At 69.1% G+C, this 19817-nt stretch carries 14 protein-coding genes, 1 tRNA gene and 1 pseudogene; 8 read left to right on the top strand and 8 right to left on the bottom strand.

The window, feature by feature from the left end; all coding sequences use genetic code 11:
* Positions 1–320 precede the first annotated feature (320 nt).
* The 4 genes and pseudogenes from H613_RS0114775 to H613_RS32800 form a co-directional block, all read left to right on the top strand.
* Positions 321–1184: a replication-relaxation family protein gene (locus H613_RS0114775; RefSeq protein ID WP_026924424.1), complete on the top strand. Its 864-nt coding sequence runs from the start codon at positions 321–323 to the stop codon at positions 1182–1184.
* A gap of 959 nt (positions 1185–2143) precedes the next feature.
* Positions 2144–2326, top strand: coding sequence for a hypothetical protein (locus H613_RS0114770; RefSeq protein ID WP_156926046.1), 183 nt, complete (start codon positions 2144–2146; stop codon positions 2324–2326).
* Positions 2323–2529 (top strand): hypothetical protein, encoded by a 207-nt coding sequence (locus H613_RS30930; protein ID WP_156926045.1) that lies wholly within the window; start codon positions 2323–2325, stop codon positions 2527–2529. The genes H613_RS0114770 and H613_RS30930 overlap by 4 nt, the downstream gene beginning before the upstream one ends.
* 36 nt (positions 2530–2565) lie before the next feature.
* A pseudogene (locus H613_RS32800) lies at positions 2566–3345 on the top strand (recombinase family protein); the annotation flags it as partial.
* Positions 3346–3979: 634 nt separating this feature from the next.
* Here H613_RS32800 and H613_RS0114745 read toward each other — a convergent pair.
* From H613_RS0114745 to H613_RS0114730, 4 genes are all read right to left on the bottom strand, one after another.
* Positions 3980–4062: transfer RNA gene (locus H613_RS0114745), tRNA-Leu, on the bottom strand.
* Between the two features lie 87 nt (positions 4063–4149).
* Positions 4150–5157 carry an asparaginase gene (locus H613_RS0114740; RefSeq protein WP_026924420.1) on the bottom strand — a complete coding sequence of 336 codons (1008 nt, stop codon included), beginning with the start codon at positions 5155–5157 and terminating at the stop codon, positions 4150–4152.
* Between the two features lie 22 nt (positions 5158–5179).
* Complete coding sequence (gene ygfZ / locus H613_RS0114735) at positions 5180–6238, bottom strand: CAF17-like 4Fe-4S cluster assembly/insertion protein YgfZ (RefSeq protein WP_084546636.1); 1059 nt, start codon at positions 6236–6238, stop codon at positions 5180–5182.
* Complete coding sequence (locus tag H613_RS0114730) at positions 6235–6675, bottom strand: Fur family transcriptional regulator (RefSeq protein WP_035738204.1); 441 nt, start codon at positions 6673–6675, stop codon at positions 6235–6237. Before H613_RS0114730 ends, ygfZ begins: the two co-directional genes overlap by 4 nt.
* Before the next feature lie 90 nt (positions 6676–6765).
* Here H613_RS0114730 and H613_RS0114725 point away from each other — a divergent pair, with 90 nt between their 5' ends.
* Positions 6766–7620, top strand: coding sequence for an aminotransferase class IV (locus tag H613_RS0114725; RefSeq protein ID WP_026924417.1), 855 nt, complete (start codon positions 6766–6768; stop codon positions 7618–7620).
* A gap of 338 nt (positions 7621–7958) precedes the next feature.
* Here the strand turns inward: H613_RS0114725 and H613_RS0114720 are convergent, their stop codons facing one another.
* The 3 genes from H613_RS0114720 to H613_RS30925 all read right to left on the bottom strand — a co-directional run bounded on the left by H613_RS0114720 (position 7959) and on the right by H613_RS30925 (position 11757).
* Positions 7959–9320, bottom strand: coding sequence for an FAD-binding oxidoreductase (locus H613_RS0114720; RefSeq protein WP_026924416.1), 1362 nt, complete (start codon positions 9318–9320; stop codon positions 7959–7961).
* Between the two features lie 116 nt (positions 9321–9436).
* Entirely contained in the window at positions 9437–10405 is a 969-nt protein-coding gene (locus H613_RS29330; protein ID WP_051393371.1) for a serine hydrolase, read from the bottom strand.
* A gap of 374 nt (positions 10406–10779) precedes the next feature.
* Entirely contained in the window at positions 10780–11757 is a 978-nt protein-coding gene (locus H613_RS30925) for a hypothetical protein (protein ID WP_026924415.1), read from the bottom strand.
* A gap of 245 nt (positions 11758–12002) precedes the next feature.
* Here H613_RS30925 and H613_RS0114705 point away from each other — a divergent pair, with 245 nt between their 5' ends.
* Both H613_RS0114705 and H613_RS0114700 read left to right on the top strand, forming a co-directional pair.
* Positions 12003–13997, top strand: a complete 1995-nt coding sequence (locus H613_RS0114705) for a hypothetical protein (protein WP_156926044.1) — start codon at positions 12003–12005, stop codon at positions 13995–13997.
* Between the two features lie 437 nt (positions 13998–14434).
* Complete coding sequence (locus tag H613_RS0114700) at positions 14435–17773, top strand: discoidin domain-containing protein (protein WP_051393370.1); 3339 nt, start codon at positions 14435–14437, stop codon at positions 17771–17773.
* Positions 17774–18041: 268 nt separating this feature from the next.
* Here H613_RS0114700 and H613_RS0114695 read toward each other — a convergent pair whose 3' ends face one another.
* Positions 18042–18425, bottom strand: a complete 384-nt coding sequence (locus tag H613_RS0114695; protein WP_156926043.1) for a hypothetical protein — start codon at positions 18423–18425, stop codon at positions 18042–18044.
* Positions 18426–18594: 169 nt separating this feature from the next.
* Here H613_RS0114695 and H613_RS0114690 point away from each other — a divergent pair, with 169 nt between their 5' ends.
* Entirely contained in the window at positions 18595–19815 is a 1221-nt protein-coding gene (locus H613_RS0114690; protein WP_026924411.1) for an arginine deiminase, read from the top strand.
* Positions 19816–19817 lie beyond the last annotated feature (2 nt).

Here is a 19817-nt window from a genome sequence, read left to right as displayed (position 1 = left end):
TCCTTCTCAGCCAAGAGGACTCGTTCGAGAAAGAGCAGCCTGCGCATCATCGGATACCTTCAGTAACTGTCTTGAATCCGACAAACGCGGAAGCCAGATGGGCTACTTCACGCTCTCGCGGCTCGAAGGCACGGCTCCGGTGCCCACATCGGAGGCACCCCTGAAAGCGAGCGTGACCAGTGGGTTTCTGTATTGAATGCCGCTGAATCAGCCATGAACCGAACGATACGGGGCGATAATGCTTGCCCGAGTCTCCTCGCAATGGGATGGGGGTGTGCCGATTGGGTTCGTGGCGGACACCGGCTGCGAAGGCGGTCAGTTTGCCCGAGCTGGCTTACCGGCTGACCGATCGGGACCGGGCGATCATCGGGGATCTGGGGCATCTGCGGGTGCTGACGCTGGAGCAGATCGCTCGGGTGCATTTCACGTCGCTGTCCTCGGCTCGTGACCGGCTTACCACCCTGTATGAGCTGGGGGTGGTCGACCGGTTTCGGCCTTCGAATCGGTCCGCTTATCGATACGTGCTGGCGTGGAACGGGCTTCGGCTCCATCACGCCGCCGTTGAAGAGGTCCGCCTTGCCCTGCCCGAATATCTCCGAGGTGGCGGGGCCAAGCCCCGGCCGCAGCCGAGTCGTCCGGCTGCCGAGGCGCTGATCGCCCGCTTGATCGCCAACCCGAGGCGCACCCACTTGGAGGCGGTCAACGACTTCTATTCCCGTCTCGCCGCCTCCGTCAAGGCTCACCCTGAGATCGAGTTGCTCCGCTGGTATGGGGAGGCTGAGGCCACCGAGCTCATGGACGCCTCAGTCCTGCGTCCCGACGGCGGTGCTCTTGTTGACGTCTCCGATGAGGAGCGGGTCTTCTGGTTCGAGCACGACACCGGCACCGAGACCCTTGCCGCATTGGTGCAGAAGGCCAGTTGGTACAACGGGGCAACCAGTTGGAACAAGGTGATCGGTCGCGTCGACTGGAGGCAGGCGCTGCTGCTCGAGCTGACCAAACCCGGGCGCGAAGCCAACCTGCATGCCGCGCTCGCCCAGAGCGGGTTCAAGTTCACCATCGCCATGGTCACGACCGGTCGCAGTGCTGATCCGCTCGATGCGATCTGGCAGCTCGTCGGCAAGCCACTGGGGCACTTCCTGACGCTCGCCCAGTTGCCGTTCATTCCCAGAAGTCGCCGTTAGCCGGCGGAGGGTGACCCCGGCTCCGCGCTGATGCTGCTTCCGATGCTGATCCCGAGTCGCAGCCCGCTGCTGGCCCCGAGTCCTCTGGCACCCAAGGTGGTCGGTGTATCCGCGGGAAGGGACCGGAATGGCCGGCCACTCACCAGTCCGACCTCTATGTATTCGTGCATAGAGGTCTCTTCTTCTTTCCCCGCGAGGCGATATTTTCCGCAGGCGCGGCAGTCGGCCACGACAGCCCTGGTGCGGGCTTGTCGTGGCCGACTCCTAACCCTGGTGGCCTCGTTAGCGGTTTCATGGGCCCGTGCGGCGGTGGGCGGCCGTACACGGCCGTTGACGAGCTGTGGAGCGGGGCGGGAAAGGAGACGGTCAACGAGCCGACCTCCTGGATGGCCAGCGCGGGCCCCGCAGAGCAGACGCGCCGCACGGCGGAAGAAGGAAGTCGGTTATAGCCGTCGAAATCAGGAGACGAGATCGCCTTCATTCGGAAAGCACACCGGGTAGTCGGCTACTGAGGCAAGGGTGGGCCCAGCCTGCGGACACGCAGCTGCTCTGGACCCAGGTTACCCTCACGAACAGGCATGAACAGTGATATAACTCCTGATCTCCAGCCGGTTACCCACCCTGGTTACTGCGCTGAGGGTGGGTGCGGGCAACCGGGAGGGTGCGTTCACCCAGTCGAGCTGAGCGAAAAAATGTATCTGGGTATTGACTAACGGTGATATTGCGAGTAAAATTTATGGCCGCCTGGATCGCTCGATGCTCGGTGGGACGCCCACCTTGCCCTACGTCTGCTCATCACCCGACGCTGCGCTGCCTGCCCTGGGTTCCTCTTCTGAGGCTGCCGCAGCTGCTCAACCGCCGCGCTCGCGGCCCACTTCGCATGGCTTGATGGCGCGCCGGAGCGGAGCTACCGTCACACGCCACGTGCTCGGCCGCGCCCGTACGGGCCGGTGGTCGCGATGACTGGCCGGGACCACTCGATCCGGGTCACCGGGGAACGGAGGCGGCGCATCGACACCCGCCGCCTGGCCGAAGCGCTGGTGCGCATCGCCATCCGCGACCGCGAACCCGAAGACCACGGGCGCGAGCCGCAGGGCGTGATCGACCGCGACAGTGAACCAGGTACGGAGGGACAGCGATGAGAGGACCGAACAGCAAGGAGAGCAGCGGCGCTCGGCACGCGGGGAGGGCGGTGCTGTATCTGCGGGTCTCCGACCCCAAACAGGTCAACACCGACTACGACCCCGAGGACAACTCGATCCCCGCCCAGCGCAAGGCCTGCGCTGCCCTGGCGGCCGATCTGGGGCTGACGGTGGTCGACGAGTACGTCGAGCCGGGCCGCTAGGCCAAGACCATCGACCGCCGACCGGCCTTCGGCGCGATGATGGAACGCGTCCGCACCCGCGGCGACGTCAACGTCATCCTCATCTACATGCGCAGCCGGATCTTCCGCAACGCCGCCGACGCCGCGCTGACCCGTCGGGAGTTGAAAGGGCTGGGGGTGTCGCTCCTGTCGGTCAAGGACCCGACCGCCGAGACCATCTCCGGGGAGATGCTCGCCGGCATCCTCGACGTGGTCAACGAGTACCAGTCAAAGGCCGCCGGAGACGACATCGCCTACAAGATGGAGGCCAAGGCCCAACGCGGCGGGACGCCGAACCGCACCAGACTGGGCTACCTCAACTCGGTCGAGACCGTCGAAGGACGGTCCGGGCGCACCGTCGTGCCCGATCCGGAGCGAGCGCCGCTGGTGCGGATGCTGTTCGAGCGGTACGCGACGGGGCAATACACCTTCGCGCAGCTCCGCGAGGCCGCCACCACCGCCGGGCTGCGCACCCGACCGACCAAGCGTTATCCGGCCGGGACACCCGTCTCGATGCACACCTTGGGCCGGATCCTGCGGGACCGCTACTACCTCGGCAAGGTTCCCTACAAAGGACGCGAGTACGACGGGCGGCACGAGCCGCTGGTGACCGCCGAGCTGTTGAAACGGGTCCAAGAGGTGCTCTACCAGCAGCGCCAGGCGGGGGTGCGCGAGCGCAAATGGGACCACTTCCTCAAAGGTCTGGTCCGCTGCGCTCGCTGCAAGCAGCGCCTGACCATCGAGCGCGGCAAGTCTAAGACCGGGCGGTTCTACTTCTACTACCTGTGCCTGGGTCGCGCCCACGGCGAATGCGACCTGCCTAGGCTCCCGGTGACCGCCGTCGAAGACCACGTCGCGGTCCACTGGGCGACCATCGCCCTCACTTCGACCGAGGCTGATGAGGTCCGGTCCCATCTGGCCGCCGTGCTCGAAGCCGAGGAACGCACCTCCAAGGCCATGCGCGACCAGCTGACACGCGAGCGAGGCCGCCTCGAAGCACAGGAAGACCAGTACGTGGAACTGGTCGGACACCCGGACTGGCCCGCCGACAAACTCACCGCCAAGATCCGCGACCTGCGACTCAAGAAGGCCGCCATCGACGAACAACTCGACCGATCCGACGCCACCGAACTGATGCAGGCCCGCGAGACGATCGAGACGCTCCTGGAGTTCCTCGCCGACCCGAAGGCGGTCTACCGGCGCGTGGCCGACGCGGACCGGAAGGTCCTCAACCAGATCTGCTTCGGCGGGCTCTATCTCGACCGCGGCGACCACGGTCCGCGCATCGAACGGAGCGAGCACGGCTCCGTCGTCGAACCGCTGCTGAAGCTGGCCAGGCCCCGGAAAGCCAGCAGCGGCGCCGTTCCGGAGAACGACGCCGCCACTGAAAACGGTTTTCACAAATCTCAGGGTTCAAATAGCGAACCCTGCGTGCGCGAGGTGGGAGTTGAACCCACACGTCCTTGCGGACACTGGCACCTGAAGCCAGCGCGTCTGCCATTCCGCCACTCGCGCGAGTGCTGTCAATTGGCAACGCGACGATACTACCTTGTGCCTTGCTCAGGTGGCGAGTGGGTATTGGCTCCTATGAGTGCTGCGCCACTACAGCAGGGTGCGGAGCCTGCCGACCGGTTGGCCTCCGCCGTAGACCTCGGGCCACATCAGGTCCTCCACCGCCCGCTTCGACTCGGCGGGGAAGGCGTACCCGGCCATGGTCTGGAGCGCGCGCAGCGCCACCGGCATCGACGCGCGGCCCGCGCCGTCGTCGATCTTCACCGCCACCGCGCCAACGCCCGGCACCGCCAAGGCGTGGACGCCCTCGGCGCCGCCCTTGGCCAGCAGCCCCGGGAGGGACTCCATCGAACGCGAGTCGGCGGTCTCGGTGCCGGCGATCAGCTGCGGGTTCGCCCGCATCGCGTCGGCCACCGTCCGCTCGGGCGTGCCCTCGTCGGCCTCGACCAGTCGCGCGTAGGCGCGGGCCAGGCCGTGCAGGCCCACCGCCAGCACCGGCGCGCCGCAGCCGTCGACGCCCGTGGCGGCGACCGGTTCGCCGCACAGCTCCTCGACGGTGTCGGTGATCTGCTCCTGGAGCGGGTGCAGCGGCTCGCGGTACGTCGACAGGTCCCAGCCGCCCGCCGCGCACGTCGCCAGCATGCCCGCGTGCTTGCCCGAGCAGTTCATGTAGACGCGCCGCGCGCCGCCGCCGACGGCGATGACCGCGCGCCTCGACGCCGGGTCGCCGGGCAGGTCCGGCGGGCACTGGAGCTGGTCCTCGCCGAGCCCGGCGTGCGAGAGCACCGAGTCGACCTGCGCCACGTGCATCGGCTCGCCCTTGTGGCTGGCCGAGGCGATCGCGAGGTCGGCGTCGCTGTCGGGTTTCCATCCGGCGCGGAGCATCGCGAGGGACTGGAGCGGCTTCGCCGAGGAGCGGGGGAAGACGGGGCCGGTGACGTCGCCGATCGAGGCGAGGAGTCGGCCTTCGGGGTCGGTGACGGCCACGCTGCCTCGGTGGAAGCTCTCGGCGAAGCCGGATCGGACCACTTCGGCGACGAAGTCGCCGCCGTGGTATGCGGTTGCGGCGGGGTGGCCGCCGCGATGATCGGAGTCCATACAGCGGAGACTAACGCCGCGGTCACTGGTGCGCGGCCTGATCGCCCACGATGAGACGTGCGTCCACCTGGGCGGCTGTGTTCCGCTTGAGCATCGCCAGGGCGATCTGGCCGTCCTCGTAGTGCTGGACGGCGGTGCCGACGAAGCCGACCTCCTTGCCGTCCAAGGTGACCGGCGTGCCGTGGGCGGGCGGGTGCTCGTCGGTGCCGTCGAGGTGCAGGCGCACCAGGCGCCGCGGCGGCTGGCCGAGGTGGTGGACCTTCGCGACGGTCTCCTGGCCGCGGTAGCAGCCCTTGTCCAGGTGCACGGCGGCGGCGAGCCAGTGCGGCACCTCGTGCGGGACGGTGCGCTCGTCGGTGTCGACGCCGAAGCGCGGCCATCCGGCGGCGACGCGCAGGGCGTCGAAGGCCCACGAGCCGGCGTGCGCGGCGTCGGAACTCCCGACGTTGCCCGCGATGTCCTCGCGCCGGATCATCAGGTCGTAAGTGTGCTCGGCGAGGCTGTCGGTGCGGCGCGTCCAACCGTCGGTGTGGTCGAGAGGGGCACCGGGGTAGACGGCGGTCGGCACGGCTTGGAGGTCTTTGGCGGCGAACTTCGCGACCGGCACGGGCTGGCGCACGGGCTCGGCCTCGCCGTTGTCGTCTTCGAAGATGTAGGTGAACAGCGCCCACTCACCGGAGACGTCCTTGATGTCGACTTCGGTGCGGAACTTCATCATCTCGAGGAACTTCAGCAGTCCCTCGCCGTCGCCGGGCTCGGTGTCGAGCCAGAGGGTCTCGCCGTCGTCGTAGACGTTGGCGTGGTGCTCGACGCGGCCGGTGGGCGACAGGAACAGCGTCTCGGTGCCCTGGTGGGGTTTGAGGCTCGTGAGGTGCTGGGTGGAGAGGGAGTGGATCCATTCGAGGCGAGGCGCGCCGGTGATCGTGATGATGTCGCGGTCGCTCCTGTCGAAGACGGCGCCGCTCTCGATCGCCTTGCGCTGTTCGGTCAGTGGCTGGCCGTAGTGCCGGGCGACGCGCCCGCCGTCGTTCGCGACCGCGCCGGGCATCTCCAGCAGCGGGGACGGGGCTGTCTCGGTCATCGTGCCTTCTCCAAGCATTCGGCGCAGGTCCCGAACACGGCGACGTGGCCGACGTCGAGGACGAACCCGGTCTTGTCGGCCACCTCCTGGCGCGCGTTCGCGAACACCGCTGGTTCGACTTCGGTGATCCGCCCGCACCGGTGGCACACCAGGTGGGCGTGCCCGCGGTCGCCGGCGGGGTGGTAGGTGGGGGCGCCGTGGGAGAGGTGGGTGTGGGAGACGAGCTGGAGCTGTTCGAGCAGGTCCAGCGTGCGGTAGACGGTGGTGATGTTCACACCTTCGACCTGGTCTCGGATGCGTTCGTGGATCTGCTCCGGCGTCGCGTGCCCGAGCTCGCGCACCGCTTCGAGCACGAGCTGGCGCTGGGCGGTCATGCGCATGCCTTTCGCGCGCAGTACCGCCGCCAGTTCCGTGTCTGACTCGGCTTCGGTGGGCATGTCTGCATCGTACTTCCCACCACGTGGTCGGTGTCGAATCGTCGGGGTGGGCGGGGAGCCGGGGCGTGGCGCACGTCGCAGAATGGACCCATGGCAACAGTGACAGCGGTACTGCACCGAGGCGTCGTCGATTCCGACGAGCCGATCCTGTGCGCCGACGACCTGGGCGTGCTCCGGGGCGACGGCGTGTTCGAGACGATCAACGTGCGCGAGGGGCGGGCGTTCCTGCTCGATCGGCACCTGGCGCGCATGGCGGCCTCGGCCGAGCGCATGGAGTTCGAGCTGCCCGACGAGGCGGCTTTGGCCGCGCTGGCCGAGCAGGCCTTGGCGGCCTGGCGCGAGTCCGCGGGCGGCGAGGGGGCGCTGCGTCTGGTGGCGACGCGCGGGCGGGAGCACGGCGGGCCGCCGACGGTGTTCGCGACGGTCGATCCGGTTTCCAGGGAGCGGATCCTGCCCAGGAGGGACGGTCTGCGGATCGCGACGGCGACATTGGGGGTGGATGCCGATGCGCGGGGGAGAGCCCCGTGGCTTCTAGGCGGGGTGAAGGCCTTGTCGTACGCGACGACGATGGCGGTCATGCGCTGGGCGAAGTCGCAGGGCGCGGACGACGCGCTGTGGGTCTCGGCCGACGGCTTCGCGCTGGAGGGGCCGACGTCGTCGCTCCTGTGGCTGGAGGGCGAGACGCTGTGCACCACGCCGGTGTCGGCGGGGATCCTGCCGGGGACGACGAGCGCGTTCCTGCTGGAGAACGCCCCGAAGGCGGGGCTGAAGACGGCGGAGCGGCTGATTCCGGTGGAGGAGCTGCGGGAGGCGGAGGCGGCCTGGCTGACCTCGTCCGTTCGTGGTGTGGCCTTTATCACTTCTATTGACGGCGAGAGCGTCGATCAGCGTCCCGATGTGACCGCTGAGCTGGATAAACTCGCCGGATTCGACGTGCCTTCGTAACGGTTCGGCATCGATTCCCAGGGTTTTTTCAGCCTCGCCACAGGCCACGCTCAGAGATGGTCCTCATAGTAATGAGTGTTCCGGTCACGCCGACACGCCGAACAGAGTGACATGGGCAGTCTTCTGGGAGGCACGGAACATCCGGGGGCACATAACCGGTCAGGGCAATCGGGCACAGCTCGACCGGTGCCAATGAAAAGTGGAGCTCCTCCACTTTATCGGGGCCGCAGCGAATGGGCAAGCGCTGCGGCCCCATTACTGTGTCACAGCTCCGACACAACCATGTATCGGGACGATTCAGACGCCGGGTGCGTCAACCGGCCGGAAGCCGCACCGCCTCAACCGGCCAGGACCTTCCCGGGGTTGAGGATCCCCAGCGGGTCGAGCGCCTCCTTGATGCGCCGCTGCACGGCCAGGTTCACCGGGTCCACTTCCCTTGCGAGCCAGTCGCGCTTGAGCATGCCCACGCCGTGCTCGCCGGTGATGGTCCCGCCCATCGCGAGGGTCATCTCCAGGATCTCGTCGAACGCGGCCTTCCCGGCCGCCACCGAGTTCTCGTCCTCGGGGTGGACGACGATGTTCGGGTGCAGGTTGCCGTCCCCGGCATGGGCGATCACGCCGATGACGACGCCGTGCCGCTCGGCCGCGGCCTGCACGCCGTCGAGCGCCTCGGCGAGCCGCGAGCGCGGCACGGCCACGTCGTCGACCAGGACCGTGCCCAGCGGCTCCATCGCGTGGTAGGCCATGCGACGCGACTCCAGCAGCGCGTCGGCCTCGGTCGCGTCGGTGGCGCGGTAGACCTCGGCGGCGCCCGCTTCCTCGCAGAGCCGCTCGATCGCGATCAGCTCGGCGTCGGGGTCGTTGTCGGCGGCGACGAGCAGCAGCGCCGCGGCGTCGGTGGGCAGCCCCATGGGCCGCAGGTCTTCGAGGGCCCGCAGGTGGACGTTGTCGATGAGTTCGAGCAGGCTCGGCTGCGCGCCGGAGGCCATGATCGCGGTGACGGCGCGCCCGGCGTCCGCGGTCGTGTCGAAGACCGCGGCCAGCGTCAGGCGCTCGCGCGGGATCGGGCTGAGCTTGACCGTCGCCTCGGTGATCACCCCGAGGGTGCCTTCGGAGCCGCAGAACAGGCGGACCAGGTCGTAGCCGGCCACGCCCTTCGCGGTCTGCCGCCCGCATCGCATGACCTCGCCGGAGGCCATGACCACTTCGAGGCCGAGGACGTATTCGGCGGTGACGCCGTACTTGACGCAGCACATGCCTCCGGCGGCGGTGGCGATGTTGCCGCCGATGGTGGAGGTCTCCCAGGAGCCGGGGTCGGGCGCGTAGCGCAGGCCGTGCTCGGCGGCGGCGCGGGAGATGGCCGCGTTGCGCACGCCCGGCTGGCACACGGCGGTCCGGTTGACCGGGTCGAGCGAGACGATCGCGTCCATCGGCGAGACGTCGAGCAGGATCGCGCCGTCGACGGCGGTGGCCGAGCCGGCCAGGCCGGTGCGCGCGCCTTGGGGCACCACCGGTGCGCCGAGGTCGCTCGCGATCCGCAGGACCGCGGAGACCTCCGCGGTGGAGCGGGCCCTGACCAGTGCCGCGGCCCGTCCGGGTGCGACGAGTTGCGCTTGGTCGACCGAGTGTGCGGCCAGGATGTCGCCGTCGACGACGGCGGTGAGGCCCGCCTCGGACAGCGCGGAGTGGAGATCAGTCATAGGCCATCCTATATCTTATAGGATATAAAATATAATTTATATAATATAGATTATAGAGTATAGGTATAAGCTTTGCGGTCTGTTCAGTGTGCCTTTTTCAAGGGACGGGGTCAAGGCTAGGCGAGCGGGTCGGTGTCGACGATCTCGCGCGTGATCTCGGCCAGGTCCTCGACCAGGGCGATGCCCTCCTCCTCGGAGGCCGAGCCGCCGGTGAGGATCGAGAGCATGATCGGCTCCTCGGTGTCGCCCGCGATGACGCCGATCGAGTTGACGGCCCACTCGCCGCCGAGGGCGTCGCGGGTGTCCCAGCCGTTCTTCATCCAGACGGACTCGCCGTCCTCGGCCCCGGCCACCACGCCCCAGTCCTGGAAGTCGGCCAGATCGCCCATGAGGTCGCGCGACAACTGGGCCTGCTCCTCGGTCAGGATGCCCTCGTACAGCGCGCCCTTGAGCATGGTCAGCTGGTCGACGGCGGTGGTCTGCGTCAGGCCCCACCGCTCCCCCTCGCCGGGCTCGGTGCCGGTCAGGCCGAAGATCTCGTGCGCGTCGCGCATCGTCTGGTGCCCGTCGAGGACCCCGAAGAGGAGGTCGTTGGTGGCGTTGTTGTCCGACTCCTTGATCATCTTCTCCGCGTCGGCCATGACCCAGTCGGGGATGTCCGCGACCGTGTCGTAGTTGAGCAGGAGCATCCCGAGGATCTCGACCTTGACGATGGAGGCGGTGTCGTGCTGCTCGTCGCCGTTGTAGGCGAGCTCGAACTCGCTGTCGTTCACCGCGATCGACACGTAGAGGTTCTCGTCGTCGATGTCGGCGAGGTAGTCCTCGACGGCGTCGTCGAGCATCCCCTGGAGCTTCTCCTGCGCGGCCTCGTGCTGCTCGGCGGGGTCGGGCTGGATCTCGGAGTCGGCCAGCTCGGACTCCTCGACCTGCGACCCGGGGAGATCATCGCCGGAGGACTTGCCGAGGCCGACGTCCTCGGCGCTGAAGTCGCTCACGTAGACGACCGCGGCGACGAGCACCGCGAGGGCCGGGACGGCGAGGTAGGGCCAGAGTCTCCGCGAGGTTTTCGGCTTCGAGGTGGTCACAGCTGGGGTACCTGACTCTAGGGCTGGGGTAGCACTGACAAAGGACTCCGGCCCACGCTAAAGCAATCGCCCGGGCGGCGGCAAGCCGGGTGCCTTCCCAACGCGCTGCGCGCGAACGTCACCATGCGTGCCAATCTACGGTCGCGGGCGCCGCCGTGGGAGCGAATCGGCGCAGAGCAGGCCGTGAGGCACTGACCCGGGCGTCGGTGTGGGACCTGGGGAGGAAAGACCACCAACGAGTGCCCGGTTTCAGTGCCTCACGGAGACTCCACCGTGTGACGTCTCGGGCCCGGCGCGGCCGGGCCCGGACCGGTGGCCCGCCTCGACGCCGCCGGACGCGCGTCCGGCGGCGCTGCGGGCCGCATGCGGGGCGATCAAGCCGTCGCCCGTTGCTTCAGCATGGTGCGCATGACCGCGGCGCTCACGCCGACCAGGCAGACGATCGCGACCAGCGCGAGCAGCCCGCTGGCGCCGTCCGAGACCGCCTTCGGGTCCACCGCGACGACCTCGTCGCTGCTGGCCGGGCTGAACTCGGGGTCGCCCGAGTCCTCGTCGGTGCCGGCGGCCGGACCGAACGAGTTCACTTCCTCGTCGTCGGTCTCGCCGGCCTTGTCGTCGGCCTGCTCCTCGGCACTCGCCTCCGCTTCGGTGCCGTTCGCTTCGGTGCCGTTCGCGTCCTGCGGCGCACTGGAGTCGCCGCCCTGCTGGGAGGTGCCGCCGTCCGCGTCGTCCGACCGGTCGTCCGAGTCGCCGCCCGAGCCCCTGCTCGGCAGCTCGGCCGTGGACGGCCCCGAGTCGTCCTGGCCGTCCGAGGTGTCCTGCTCCTCGGCCTTCGGCGCGTCGACCACGTTCACCTGCGCGGACTCGTACTGCGCGAACAGGCCGCGGCAGTCCGGGACCATCGCGATCTCGGCCGACTGGTTCATGATGAACACCTGCGTCGAACCCGAGCCGATGTCATAGGTCTCGTTGCCGACGTAGAGCTCGGCCGGGACGCCGAGGTCGTTCGTGTACTCGACCTCCGAGCCCTCGGTCACCGTGATCTGGGAGGCGCTCGGCTTCGAGGTCGGAGAGACCACGTGCAGCGCGCCGCAGTCGCCGCTGAAGACGATCTCGCCGCCGCCCGAGGACTCCGGCTCGTCGGCCATCGCCATGCTCATGCCCGCCGCGCCCCCGATCGCGAGCATCGAGGCGGCCGAGAGCGCCGCCAGGCGCGACTTGCGGCGCTGCGAGCGCCGGTCCATCGCCTCCTGCCTCGGCGGCGAGATGCGCCCGTCGCGCACCGGGTAGGGCAGCGGCGGACGCGTCTCGGCTCGTGAGGCCTCACCGAGCTTCGTGGTGTGTCTTCCCATGCCTGCGGTTCTCCAACTGCGGTCTCGGGGCTAACGGTCTGGTCCTCAAGGGGAATCAGGTCTCAACCCCGTTCAACGAGCGGGCGGCGGATAAGTGACGGCCTGATCACCGCCGATTTCGCGGGCCAGGTATCCCGAAGGGACGGCGCTCGCGGCCGCGAGCGGGGCACTGTCGGGCGCGGCTGTTCGGCCGTGGCGCTCTTGGACGCTCGCGGCCGCGTGTGTGCCACTCCGTAGGATGTGCCGTGACACGACTACTCGAGACGGCGAGCTCCATGGCGATCACCGACAACGCACCTGAAGCAGAGGACGGACCCGAGCCCCAGGCGGAGTCCGCGGCGCGGCCCGACGAGTCCGAGACCGATGCGCCGACCGACGACGCCCGTCCGGCAGCCGATCACGACGCCGACGAGGACGCCGCGTCCGAGGGCGACCGCTGGCGGCGGTTCGCCCGAGGCGACGGCGAGGCCGTCGACGACGATGACGACGGCACCGGCAGGCACCGCCTCCCGCCCATGCACCGCCTCGGCCGCCTCGCGCGCCGCGCCGCCACCAGCGAATGGACCCTCGCCGGGCTCTTCAGCGCGATCCTGTCGGTCGCCATGACGTGGCCGCTGGCCCGCGACGCCGACCACGTCATCCCCCACGACCTCGGCGATCCCCTCCTCCAGGCCTACACCCTCGGCTGGCTCTCGGACGCGCTGCGGACCGACCCGGCCGGGATCTGGGGCACCAACAGCTTCTGGCCGGCGCTGGACTCGTTCCTGTTCACCGACACGCTCCTCGGCTACGCTCCCGCCGCGCTGTTCATCACCGACACCACCAGCGCCCTCGTCGTCTACAACATCCTGTTCATCGGCACCTTCGCGCTGGCGTTCCTCGGCGCCTACGCCCTGCTGCGCCAGCTCGGGGCCAGGATCGCCGCCTCGGCGGTGGGCGCGGCCGCGTTCGCGTACGCCCCGTGGAAGCTCGCCCACTTCGGACACCTGAACGTGCTCTCGGCGGGCGGGATCGCCTTGGCGCTGGCCATGCTGGCGCGCGGCCACGGCTGGTCATTGCGCCACGGCTTCAGGCCCGAGCGCCAGCGCACCGGCTGGATCGTCGCCGGGTGGGCGTGCGCGCTGTGGCAGTTCGCCATCGGCGTCGCGCTCGGCCTCACGTTCGTCTACATCATGCTGTTCATCGGCCTGGTGGTCGGGTGCTTCTGGCTGGTCAAGCGGCCGAAGCTGCGGTGGACGACATTGGTCGCCGACGGCCTGGGCGGCTCGCTGTTCAGCCTCGGGGTGCTGTGGATCGCCGACAAGCACGCGATGGTGGCGCGCGCCTTCCCCGAGACGGTGCGGGACTACGACTACGTGGCCTGGTTCAGCCCCACCTGGCAGAGCTTCGTCATCTCGCCCGAGGAGTCGCGGCTGTGGGGCGGGGCGCACGAGGCGGCCCGGGCCGATTTGACCTGGCCGCCCGAGCAGACGCTGCTGGTCGGCTTCACGCTGCTGGCGTTGGCGCTGATGGGCCTGATCTGGTCGGCGTGGAGCCCGTGGAAGCGGTTCTGGCTCGCGTTCGGCACCGCCGTGTTCATGGCGCTCGCGATGGGGCCCAACTTCCTCGACGACGGCTCGTGGGCGTGGGGGCTGCTGTACGAGTACGCGCCCGGGTTCGACGCGATCCGCACGCCCGGCAGGCTGGTCCTCTACATGACGCTGCTCTTGGCAGTCTTGGCAGCGGGGACACTGACGCGGATCGCCGACGACGCCGACGCGGTGGCGCACGAGTCGCGAGTGGACAAGCGGTTGACGGTGCGCGCGCCCCGGCGCGTCCACGCGCTGCTGTTCCTGCCGATCGTGCTGGTCCTGCTGGAGGGCGTGCCGGTGGTCGACAACCCCGAGCCGCCCGAGCCGCCGCTGGACATGTCCGAGCTGGAGGGGCCGGTCCTGTTCCTGCCCTCGGACGGGCGCGACACGCGCCTGCAGTTCTGGAGCATCGACGGCTTCGTGGACATGGCCAACGGCAGCGCCGCGTTCACGCCCGACGAGCAGGCCGGGATCCGGCAGATCTCGGACTCGTTCCCGGCCCAGGACGCGATCGACGGGCTGCGGGACGCGGGGATCGAGACGGTGGTGGTGATCCCGTCGTGGCTGCCCGGCAGCGACTGGGCCGGCCTGGACTACGAGACCGACCCGCTCGGGATCGAGGTGGACCGCACCGACGACGCGGTGGTCTACCACCTCGGCGACGACTGACCGCGCCAGAGGCGATGTCGCGGGCGGTGTTACCGATCCTGCGGTCGAACCGGCCTCCGGCCGGGATTTCGGCGATCGCGCGTTCGCCCGCACGTGCGTTGCGCGGCGCGGACGCCGTCGAAAACGAAGCATTGACAAGTATGACTTCGAAGGGTTAAACTTCCCTTAAAGGTATAGCGCTAAACCTCAAATAGCCAGCAACTTCACTCCTGTTTTTTCCATTTTCCATCGACACACGTCGATGTATTGAGCGTGCCTTCGGCATCGGGTCACCACCGGCGACGCCCGACCGAAGGGCGGCGGTCCACCGGACCGCCCCGCCCGGACGCGCCGAGCCGCTGCTCACCGACGCCGGGTCCACATCGGCCGCCACCGGCAGCACGGCCGCGGACCCGGCGGCGGATCGATGCCGCACCTATCCGAACAAGGAGCAGAACATGAAACCCTCACGCACCCGCATCACGGCGGCGGCCGTCCTCGCCGCAGCCGTGGTGGCGGCCGTGCTGGCGCTCGTGCCGGTCTCACCGGCCGCCGCCCAAGGCCCCAACCTGGCGGCGGGCAAGACGATGAGCGCCAGCAGCCACACCCAGGCGTACGCGGCGGGCAACGCCGCCGATGGCGCCCGGGCCACCTACTGGGAGAGCGCCAACTACACGTTCCCGCAATGGCTCCAGGTCGATCTGGGGTCCGCGCTCGCGGTGAACGAGCTGGTCGTCCAGCTCCCGGCGGACTCGGCCTGGCAGACCCGCACCCAGACCATCGAGGTGCGCACCAGCACGGACGGCTCGTCGTTCACCACGATCGTCGACGCCGCCGACTACACCTTCGACCCGGCCACCGGCAACGCGGTCACCGTCGATTTCGACACCGTGGACACCCGATACGTGCGCCTGCACATCACCGCCAACACCGGCTGGCCCGCCGCCCAGATCGCCGAGCTCGCGGTCTACGGCGAGAGCGACCCGCCAGAAGAGCCGACCGGAGGGAACCTGTCGCCCGGCAAGGCGATCAGCGCCTCCTCCCACGCGTTCGAATTCGTTCCCGCGCAGGCCAACGACGGCGATGCCACGACGTACTGGGAGAGCGCGTCCGGATCGTTCCCCAGCACGCTGACGGTCGCGCTCGGCGCGAACGCCGACATCGAGCAGATCGTGGTGCGGCTCAACCCCGACCCGATCTGGGGACCGCGCACGCAGACGTTCGCCGTCCTGGGCCGCGACCAGAGCGGCGGCGAGTTCACCACCATCGAGGCCGAGGCCGACTACGCCTTCGACCCGGCCACCGGCAACACGGTGACCATCCCGGTCTCGGCGACCGCCGCCGACGTCCGGCTGCGGTTCAGCGCCAACACCGGAGCGCCCGGCGCCCAGGTGGCCGAGTTCGAGGTGCGCGGCACCCCCGCGCCGAACCCCGACCTGGTCGTCACGGACCTGTCGTGGAGCCCCGCCTCACCGGTGGAGACCGACGAGCTGACGCTCTCGGCCACCGTGGAGAACACCGGCGACCTCGCGTCCCCGGAGGCCGAAGTCGGCCTCTTCGTGGACGGCGAGCCGGCGGGCACCGCCCCCGTGGGCGCGCTGGACCCCGGCGCCGACGCGACCGTCGCCGCCGTGATCGAACCGCTGGACGCAGGCGAGCACCTGCTCAGTGCCGTAGCCGACCCGAACGGCGAGGTCATCGAGCAGAACGAGGACAACAACGCCCACGCCCACCCCGAACCGCTGCTCGTGGAGGCCATCCCGACCTCCGACCTCGTCGCCTCGGCGGTGACCTGGTCGCCCGGCAACCCCGCGGCGGGCGACGAGGTCGCCTTCTCGGTCTCGATCGAGAACCAGGGCAGCGTCGACTCATCGGGCGGCGACCACGGCATCACCGTGACCGTGACCGACGACGACACCGGCGAGACGGTGGCGACGCTCTCCGGTTCGCACAGCGGCGTCGTCGCCGCGGGCGGCTCGACCGACCCGATCGCGCTCGGCACCTGGACCGCCGCCGACGGCGGCTACACCGTCACCGCCGAGGTCGCGCCCGACGCCAACGAGCACGAGTCCAAGCGGGACAACAACACCACCGCCCGCGAGCTCTACATCGGCCGTGGCGCCAACATGCCCTATACCCTCGACGAGGCCGAGGACGCCCAGGTCGGCGGCGGCGCCGAGGTGCTCGCCCCCAACCGGACCATCGGCGACCTCGCCGGCGAGGCCTCCGGACGCCAGGCCGCGGTGCTCGACGCCACCGGCGAGTTCGTCGAGTTCACCACCACGACCGACACCAACACGCTGGTCACCCGGTTCTCCATTCCGGACGCGCCCGGCGGCGGAGGCATCGACGCGACCCTGAACGTCTACGTCGACGGCGAATTCCTCCAGCCGATCGAGCTCACCTCGCGCTACGCGTGGCTCTACGGCGCCGAGGCGAGCCCGAACAACTCGCCGGGCTCCGGGGCGCCGCGGCACATCTACGACGAGGCCAACGTGCTGCTCGACCGGACGATCCCGGCCGGCAGCACCATACGGCTCCAGAAGGACGCGGCGAACAGCGCGGCCTTCTACTCGATCGACTTCATCAGCCTGGAGCAGGTCGCGCCGGAGCCGAACCCGGACCCGGCCCGGTACATCGAACCGGACGGCTTCACCCACCAGGACGTGCAAGCCGCCTTGAACGAGTTCCGAATGGACACCTCGGGCGACCTGCTCGGCGTGTACCTGCCGCCGGGCGACTACCAGACCGCGCAGAAGTTCCAGGTCTACGGCAAGGCGACCGAGGTGATCGGCGCTGGCCCGTGGTACACCCGGTTCTACGCGCCGCAGGGCCAGAGCAACACCGACGTCGGCTTCCGGGCCGATGCGACGGCGAACGGGTCCACCTTCTCCGGCTTTGCCTACTTCGGCAACTACATCACGCGCATCGACGGCCCCGGCAAGGTCTTCGACTGGCAGAACGTCTCGGACATGACCATCGACGACATGTGGGTCGAGCACCAGGTCTGCATGTTCTGGGGCTCGAACATCAGCGACACCGTGATCCAGAACTCGCGAGTCCGCAACCTGTTCGCGGACACGCTGAACATGACCAACGGCAGCACGGGCAACGTGGTGCGGAACGTCGAGTCCCGCGCCTCGGGTGACGACAGCTTCGCGCTGTTCGCCGCCACCGACGCGGGCGGCGGCGACCAGACCGGCAACGTGTACGAGAACCTGACCTCGATGCTGACCTGGCGGGCCGCCGGACTGGCGGTCTACGGCGGGTTCGGGAACACGTTCCGGAACATCCACATCGCCGACACGCTGGTCTACTCGGGCATCACCATCAGCTCGCTCGACTTCGGCTATCCGATGGACGGCTTCAGCTCCGCCTCGCCCACCCGGTTCGAGAACATCTCGGTCGTGCGGGCGGGAGGCCATTTCTGGGGAGCGCAGACCTTCCCCGGCATCTGGGTCTTCTCGGCGGACAAGGCGTTCGAGGGCATCCGGGTCAGCAATGTGGACATCGTGGATCCGACCTACTCGGGGATCATGTTCCAGACCAAGTACACCGGCGGCCAGCCGGAGCACTCGGTCACCGACACCGTGTTCACCGACGTCACGATCACCGGCGCGCGGCTCAGCGGCGACGAGTTCCAGGACAAGTCCGGTTTCGGCATCTGGGTCAACGAGATGCCCGAAGCGGGGCAGGGACCGGCGGTCGGCTCGGCGGTCTTCCACAACCTGGAGATGAGCGGCAACCACCAGGACATCAAGAACACCACCAGCACCTTCGAGCTCATCATCGAGTGACAAGTGATGAATGACGAGTGATGAGTGCGTCCGGGCGGCGACCGCCGCCCGGACGCACTCATCACTCAATGAGTTGAGAACCCCGAGGGGGCGTCGTGCAGCCCTCCAGGCACGACACCGGTGCCTGGAGAGCCTTCCCCACTTGGCGCAGTAATTTTATATCTTATAGGCTATAAAACAACCAACGGTGCTTGCAGGCTATAAGTCGGTACTGCGAGCGGGGCGAACGGAATCGGATACCGCCTCGCCCCGAGCCCTCGCACAGGCCCTAGCCCGGCCCCACCGGCGTGAAGAACGCGAGGGCTCCTATTGCGTCGAGCCGCGGCGGCGAGTGCAGCGGCGAGGCCACCACGTCGAACGTCCGGTGCACGCCGCGGCGGTCGATGCGGATCAGGCTCCGCTCCAACGCGTCCGTCTGGAGCGACTGCACCGGCGCCAGCCGCGCCAGCTCGGCGTCCTGCAGCGGCTGCGCCCCCGCGGTGAAGTCCAGGAAGCTCAGGCCGCAGTGGAGGAACCGCGGCCTCGTGGACTCGACCTCCACGGGCAGGTCGAGCATCTCCCTGGCCACCGGCGCGACCGCGACGATCCGGCTGTCCTCGGACAGCAGCAGGCACGCGTCGGTGCTCGCGCACACCGCGGCGCGCCACGGCACCAGCCCTGGGTGAAGGTGGCCGTCGTCGGCTCCCAGAGCCCTCCTCCGGAGTGGGATAACGAGTTCCAACTGTGTCAATGGGCGTCCCGGGGGTAGTCGTCACGCTCAGTCGATCCACGTTAACAGAGAAAAGTTGATCTTCGGTGGCAGTGCCTCTATTGTCTGGATCATGAGTTCGACGATGCACTCCTACGGTGTCGATTCCGAAGTGGGCCGCCTGCGCAGCGTCATGCTGCACCGCCCCGGCGGCGAACTGCGCCGCCTGACCCCGCGCAACACCGGTGCGCTGCTGTTCGACGGCATCCCGTGGGTCGAGCGGGCCCAGGCCGAGCACGACCGGTTCGCCCGCACCCTCATCGAACACGAGGTCGAAGTCCTCTACGTCGGCGCACTGCTCACCGAATGCCTCTACCTGCCCGCCGCCCGCGAGGAGGTCATCGCCTCAGTGGCCGCGGACGTGCGGCTCGGCCACACCCTCGGCGTCGAGCTCGCGGCCTACCTGGCCGACCTCGAACCGGAGCGGCTCACCGCGGTCCTCATCGAAGGCGCCACCAAAGAGGAGTTCGGCTCTTCCCACAGCCTGCGCCACAAGCTCATGCGCGGCACCGACTTCGTCATCGACCCCCTGCCGAACATGATGTTCACCCGCGACTCGTCGGTGTGGATCGGCGACGCCGTCGCCGTCACCAGCCTCGCGATGCCCGCCCGGCGCCGCGAGACGACCCTGACCGGCATCATCTACCGCCACCATCCGCGCTTCGCCGCGGTGCCGAAGCTCTACGACCCGTCGCTGGAGCACCTCGAAGGCGGCGACGTCCTGGCGCTCGCCCCCGGCGTCCTCGCCGTCGGCGTCGGCGAGCGCACCACCCCGGCCGGAGCCGAGCGGCTCGCGCGCCGGGCCTTCGAGCGCGGATCCGTCCACACCGTCCTCGTCGTCCCGATCGCGCAGCGCCGCGCCACCATGCACCTCGACACGCTGTGCACCATGGTCGACGCGCACCGCATGGTCATGTACGCGCCCGCCGAGCACCGCCTGGAGGCCTACACCGTCAGGCCGGGCGAGGAGTCCGAACTCGACATCGAGGGCCCCCGGCCGTTCCTGGCCGCGGCCGCCGAGGCGATCGGCGTGGACGGCATCGAGATCATCCACACCGGCGAGCGGGACGTGGTCACCGCCGAGCGGGAGCAGTGGGACGACGGGAACAACACGCTCGCCCTCGCCCCCGGCGTCGCGGTCGCCTACGAGCGCAACACGGTCACCAACGCCCGCCTGGAGCGCGCCGGGGTCAAGACCATGACCATCCCCGGCTCGGAACTGGGCTCGGGCCGCGGCGGCCCCAGGTGCATGTCCTGCCCGGTCTCCCGCGACGGTCTCCCAGAGGCCGCCTGAGG

The organism is Glycomyces arizonensis DSM 44726, assembly GCF_000482705.1.
Lineage (GTDB): Bacteria > Actinomycetota > Actinomycetes > Mycobacteriales > Micromonosporaceae > Glycomyces > Glycomyces arizonensis.
Note: the sequence above shows the minus strand (reverse complement) of the source record. Positions and strands in the feature narration are given on the sequence as shown.

Excerpts from the sequence above, each read along its gene's own strand:
- H613_RS0114730 (WP_035738204.1), bottom strand. The coding sequence starts at position 6,675 with ATGCCCACCGAAGCCGAGTCAGACACGGAACTGGCGGCGGTACTGCGC.
- H613_RS0114740 (WP_026924420.1), bottom strand. The coding sequence starts at position 5,157 with ATGGACTCCGATCATCGCGGCGGCCACCCCGCCGCAACCGCATACCAC.
- H613_RS0114690 (WP_026924411.1), top strand. The coding sequence starts at position 18,595 with ATGAGTTCGACGATGCACTCCTACGGTGTCGATTCCGAAGTGGGCCGC.
- H613_RS30925 (WP_026924415.1), bottom strand. The coding sequence starts at position 11,757 with ATGGGAAGACACACCACGAAGCTCGGTGAGGCCTCACGAGCCGAGACG.
- ygfZ (WP_084546636.1), bottom strand. The coding sequence starts at position 6,238 with ATGACCGAGACAGCCCCGTCCCCGCTGCTGGAGATGCCCGGCGCGGTC.
- H613_RS0114700 (WP_051393370.1), top strand. The coding sequence starts at position 14,435 with ATGAAACCCTCACGCACCCGCATCACGGCGGCGGCCGTCCTCGCCGCA.
- H613_RS0114725 (WP_026924417.1), top strand. The coding sequence starts at position 6,766 with ATGGCAACAGTGACAGCGGTACTGCACCGAGGCGTCGTCGATTCCGAC.
- H613_RS0114770 (WP_156926046.1), top strand. The coding sequence starts at position 2,144 with ATGACTGGCCGGGACCACTCGATCCGGGTCACCGGGGAACGGAGGCGG.
- H613_RS0114720 (WP_026924416.1), bottom strand. The coding sequence starts at position 9,320 with ATGACTGATCTCCACTCCGCGCTGTCCGAGGCGGGCCTCACCGCCGTC.
- H613_RS30930 (WP_156926045.1), top strand. The coding sequence starts at position 2,323 with ATGAGAGGACCGAACAGCAAGGAGAGCAGCGGCGCTCGGCACGCGGGG.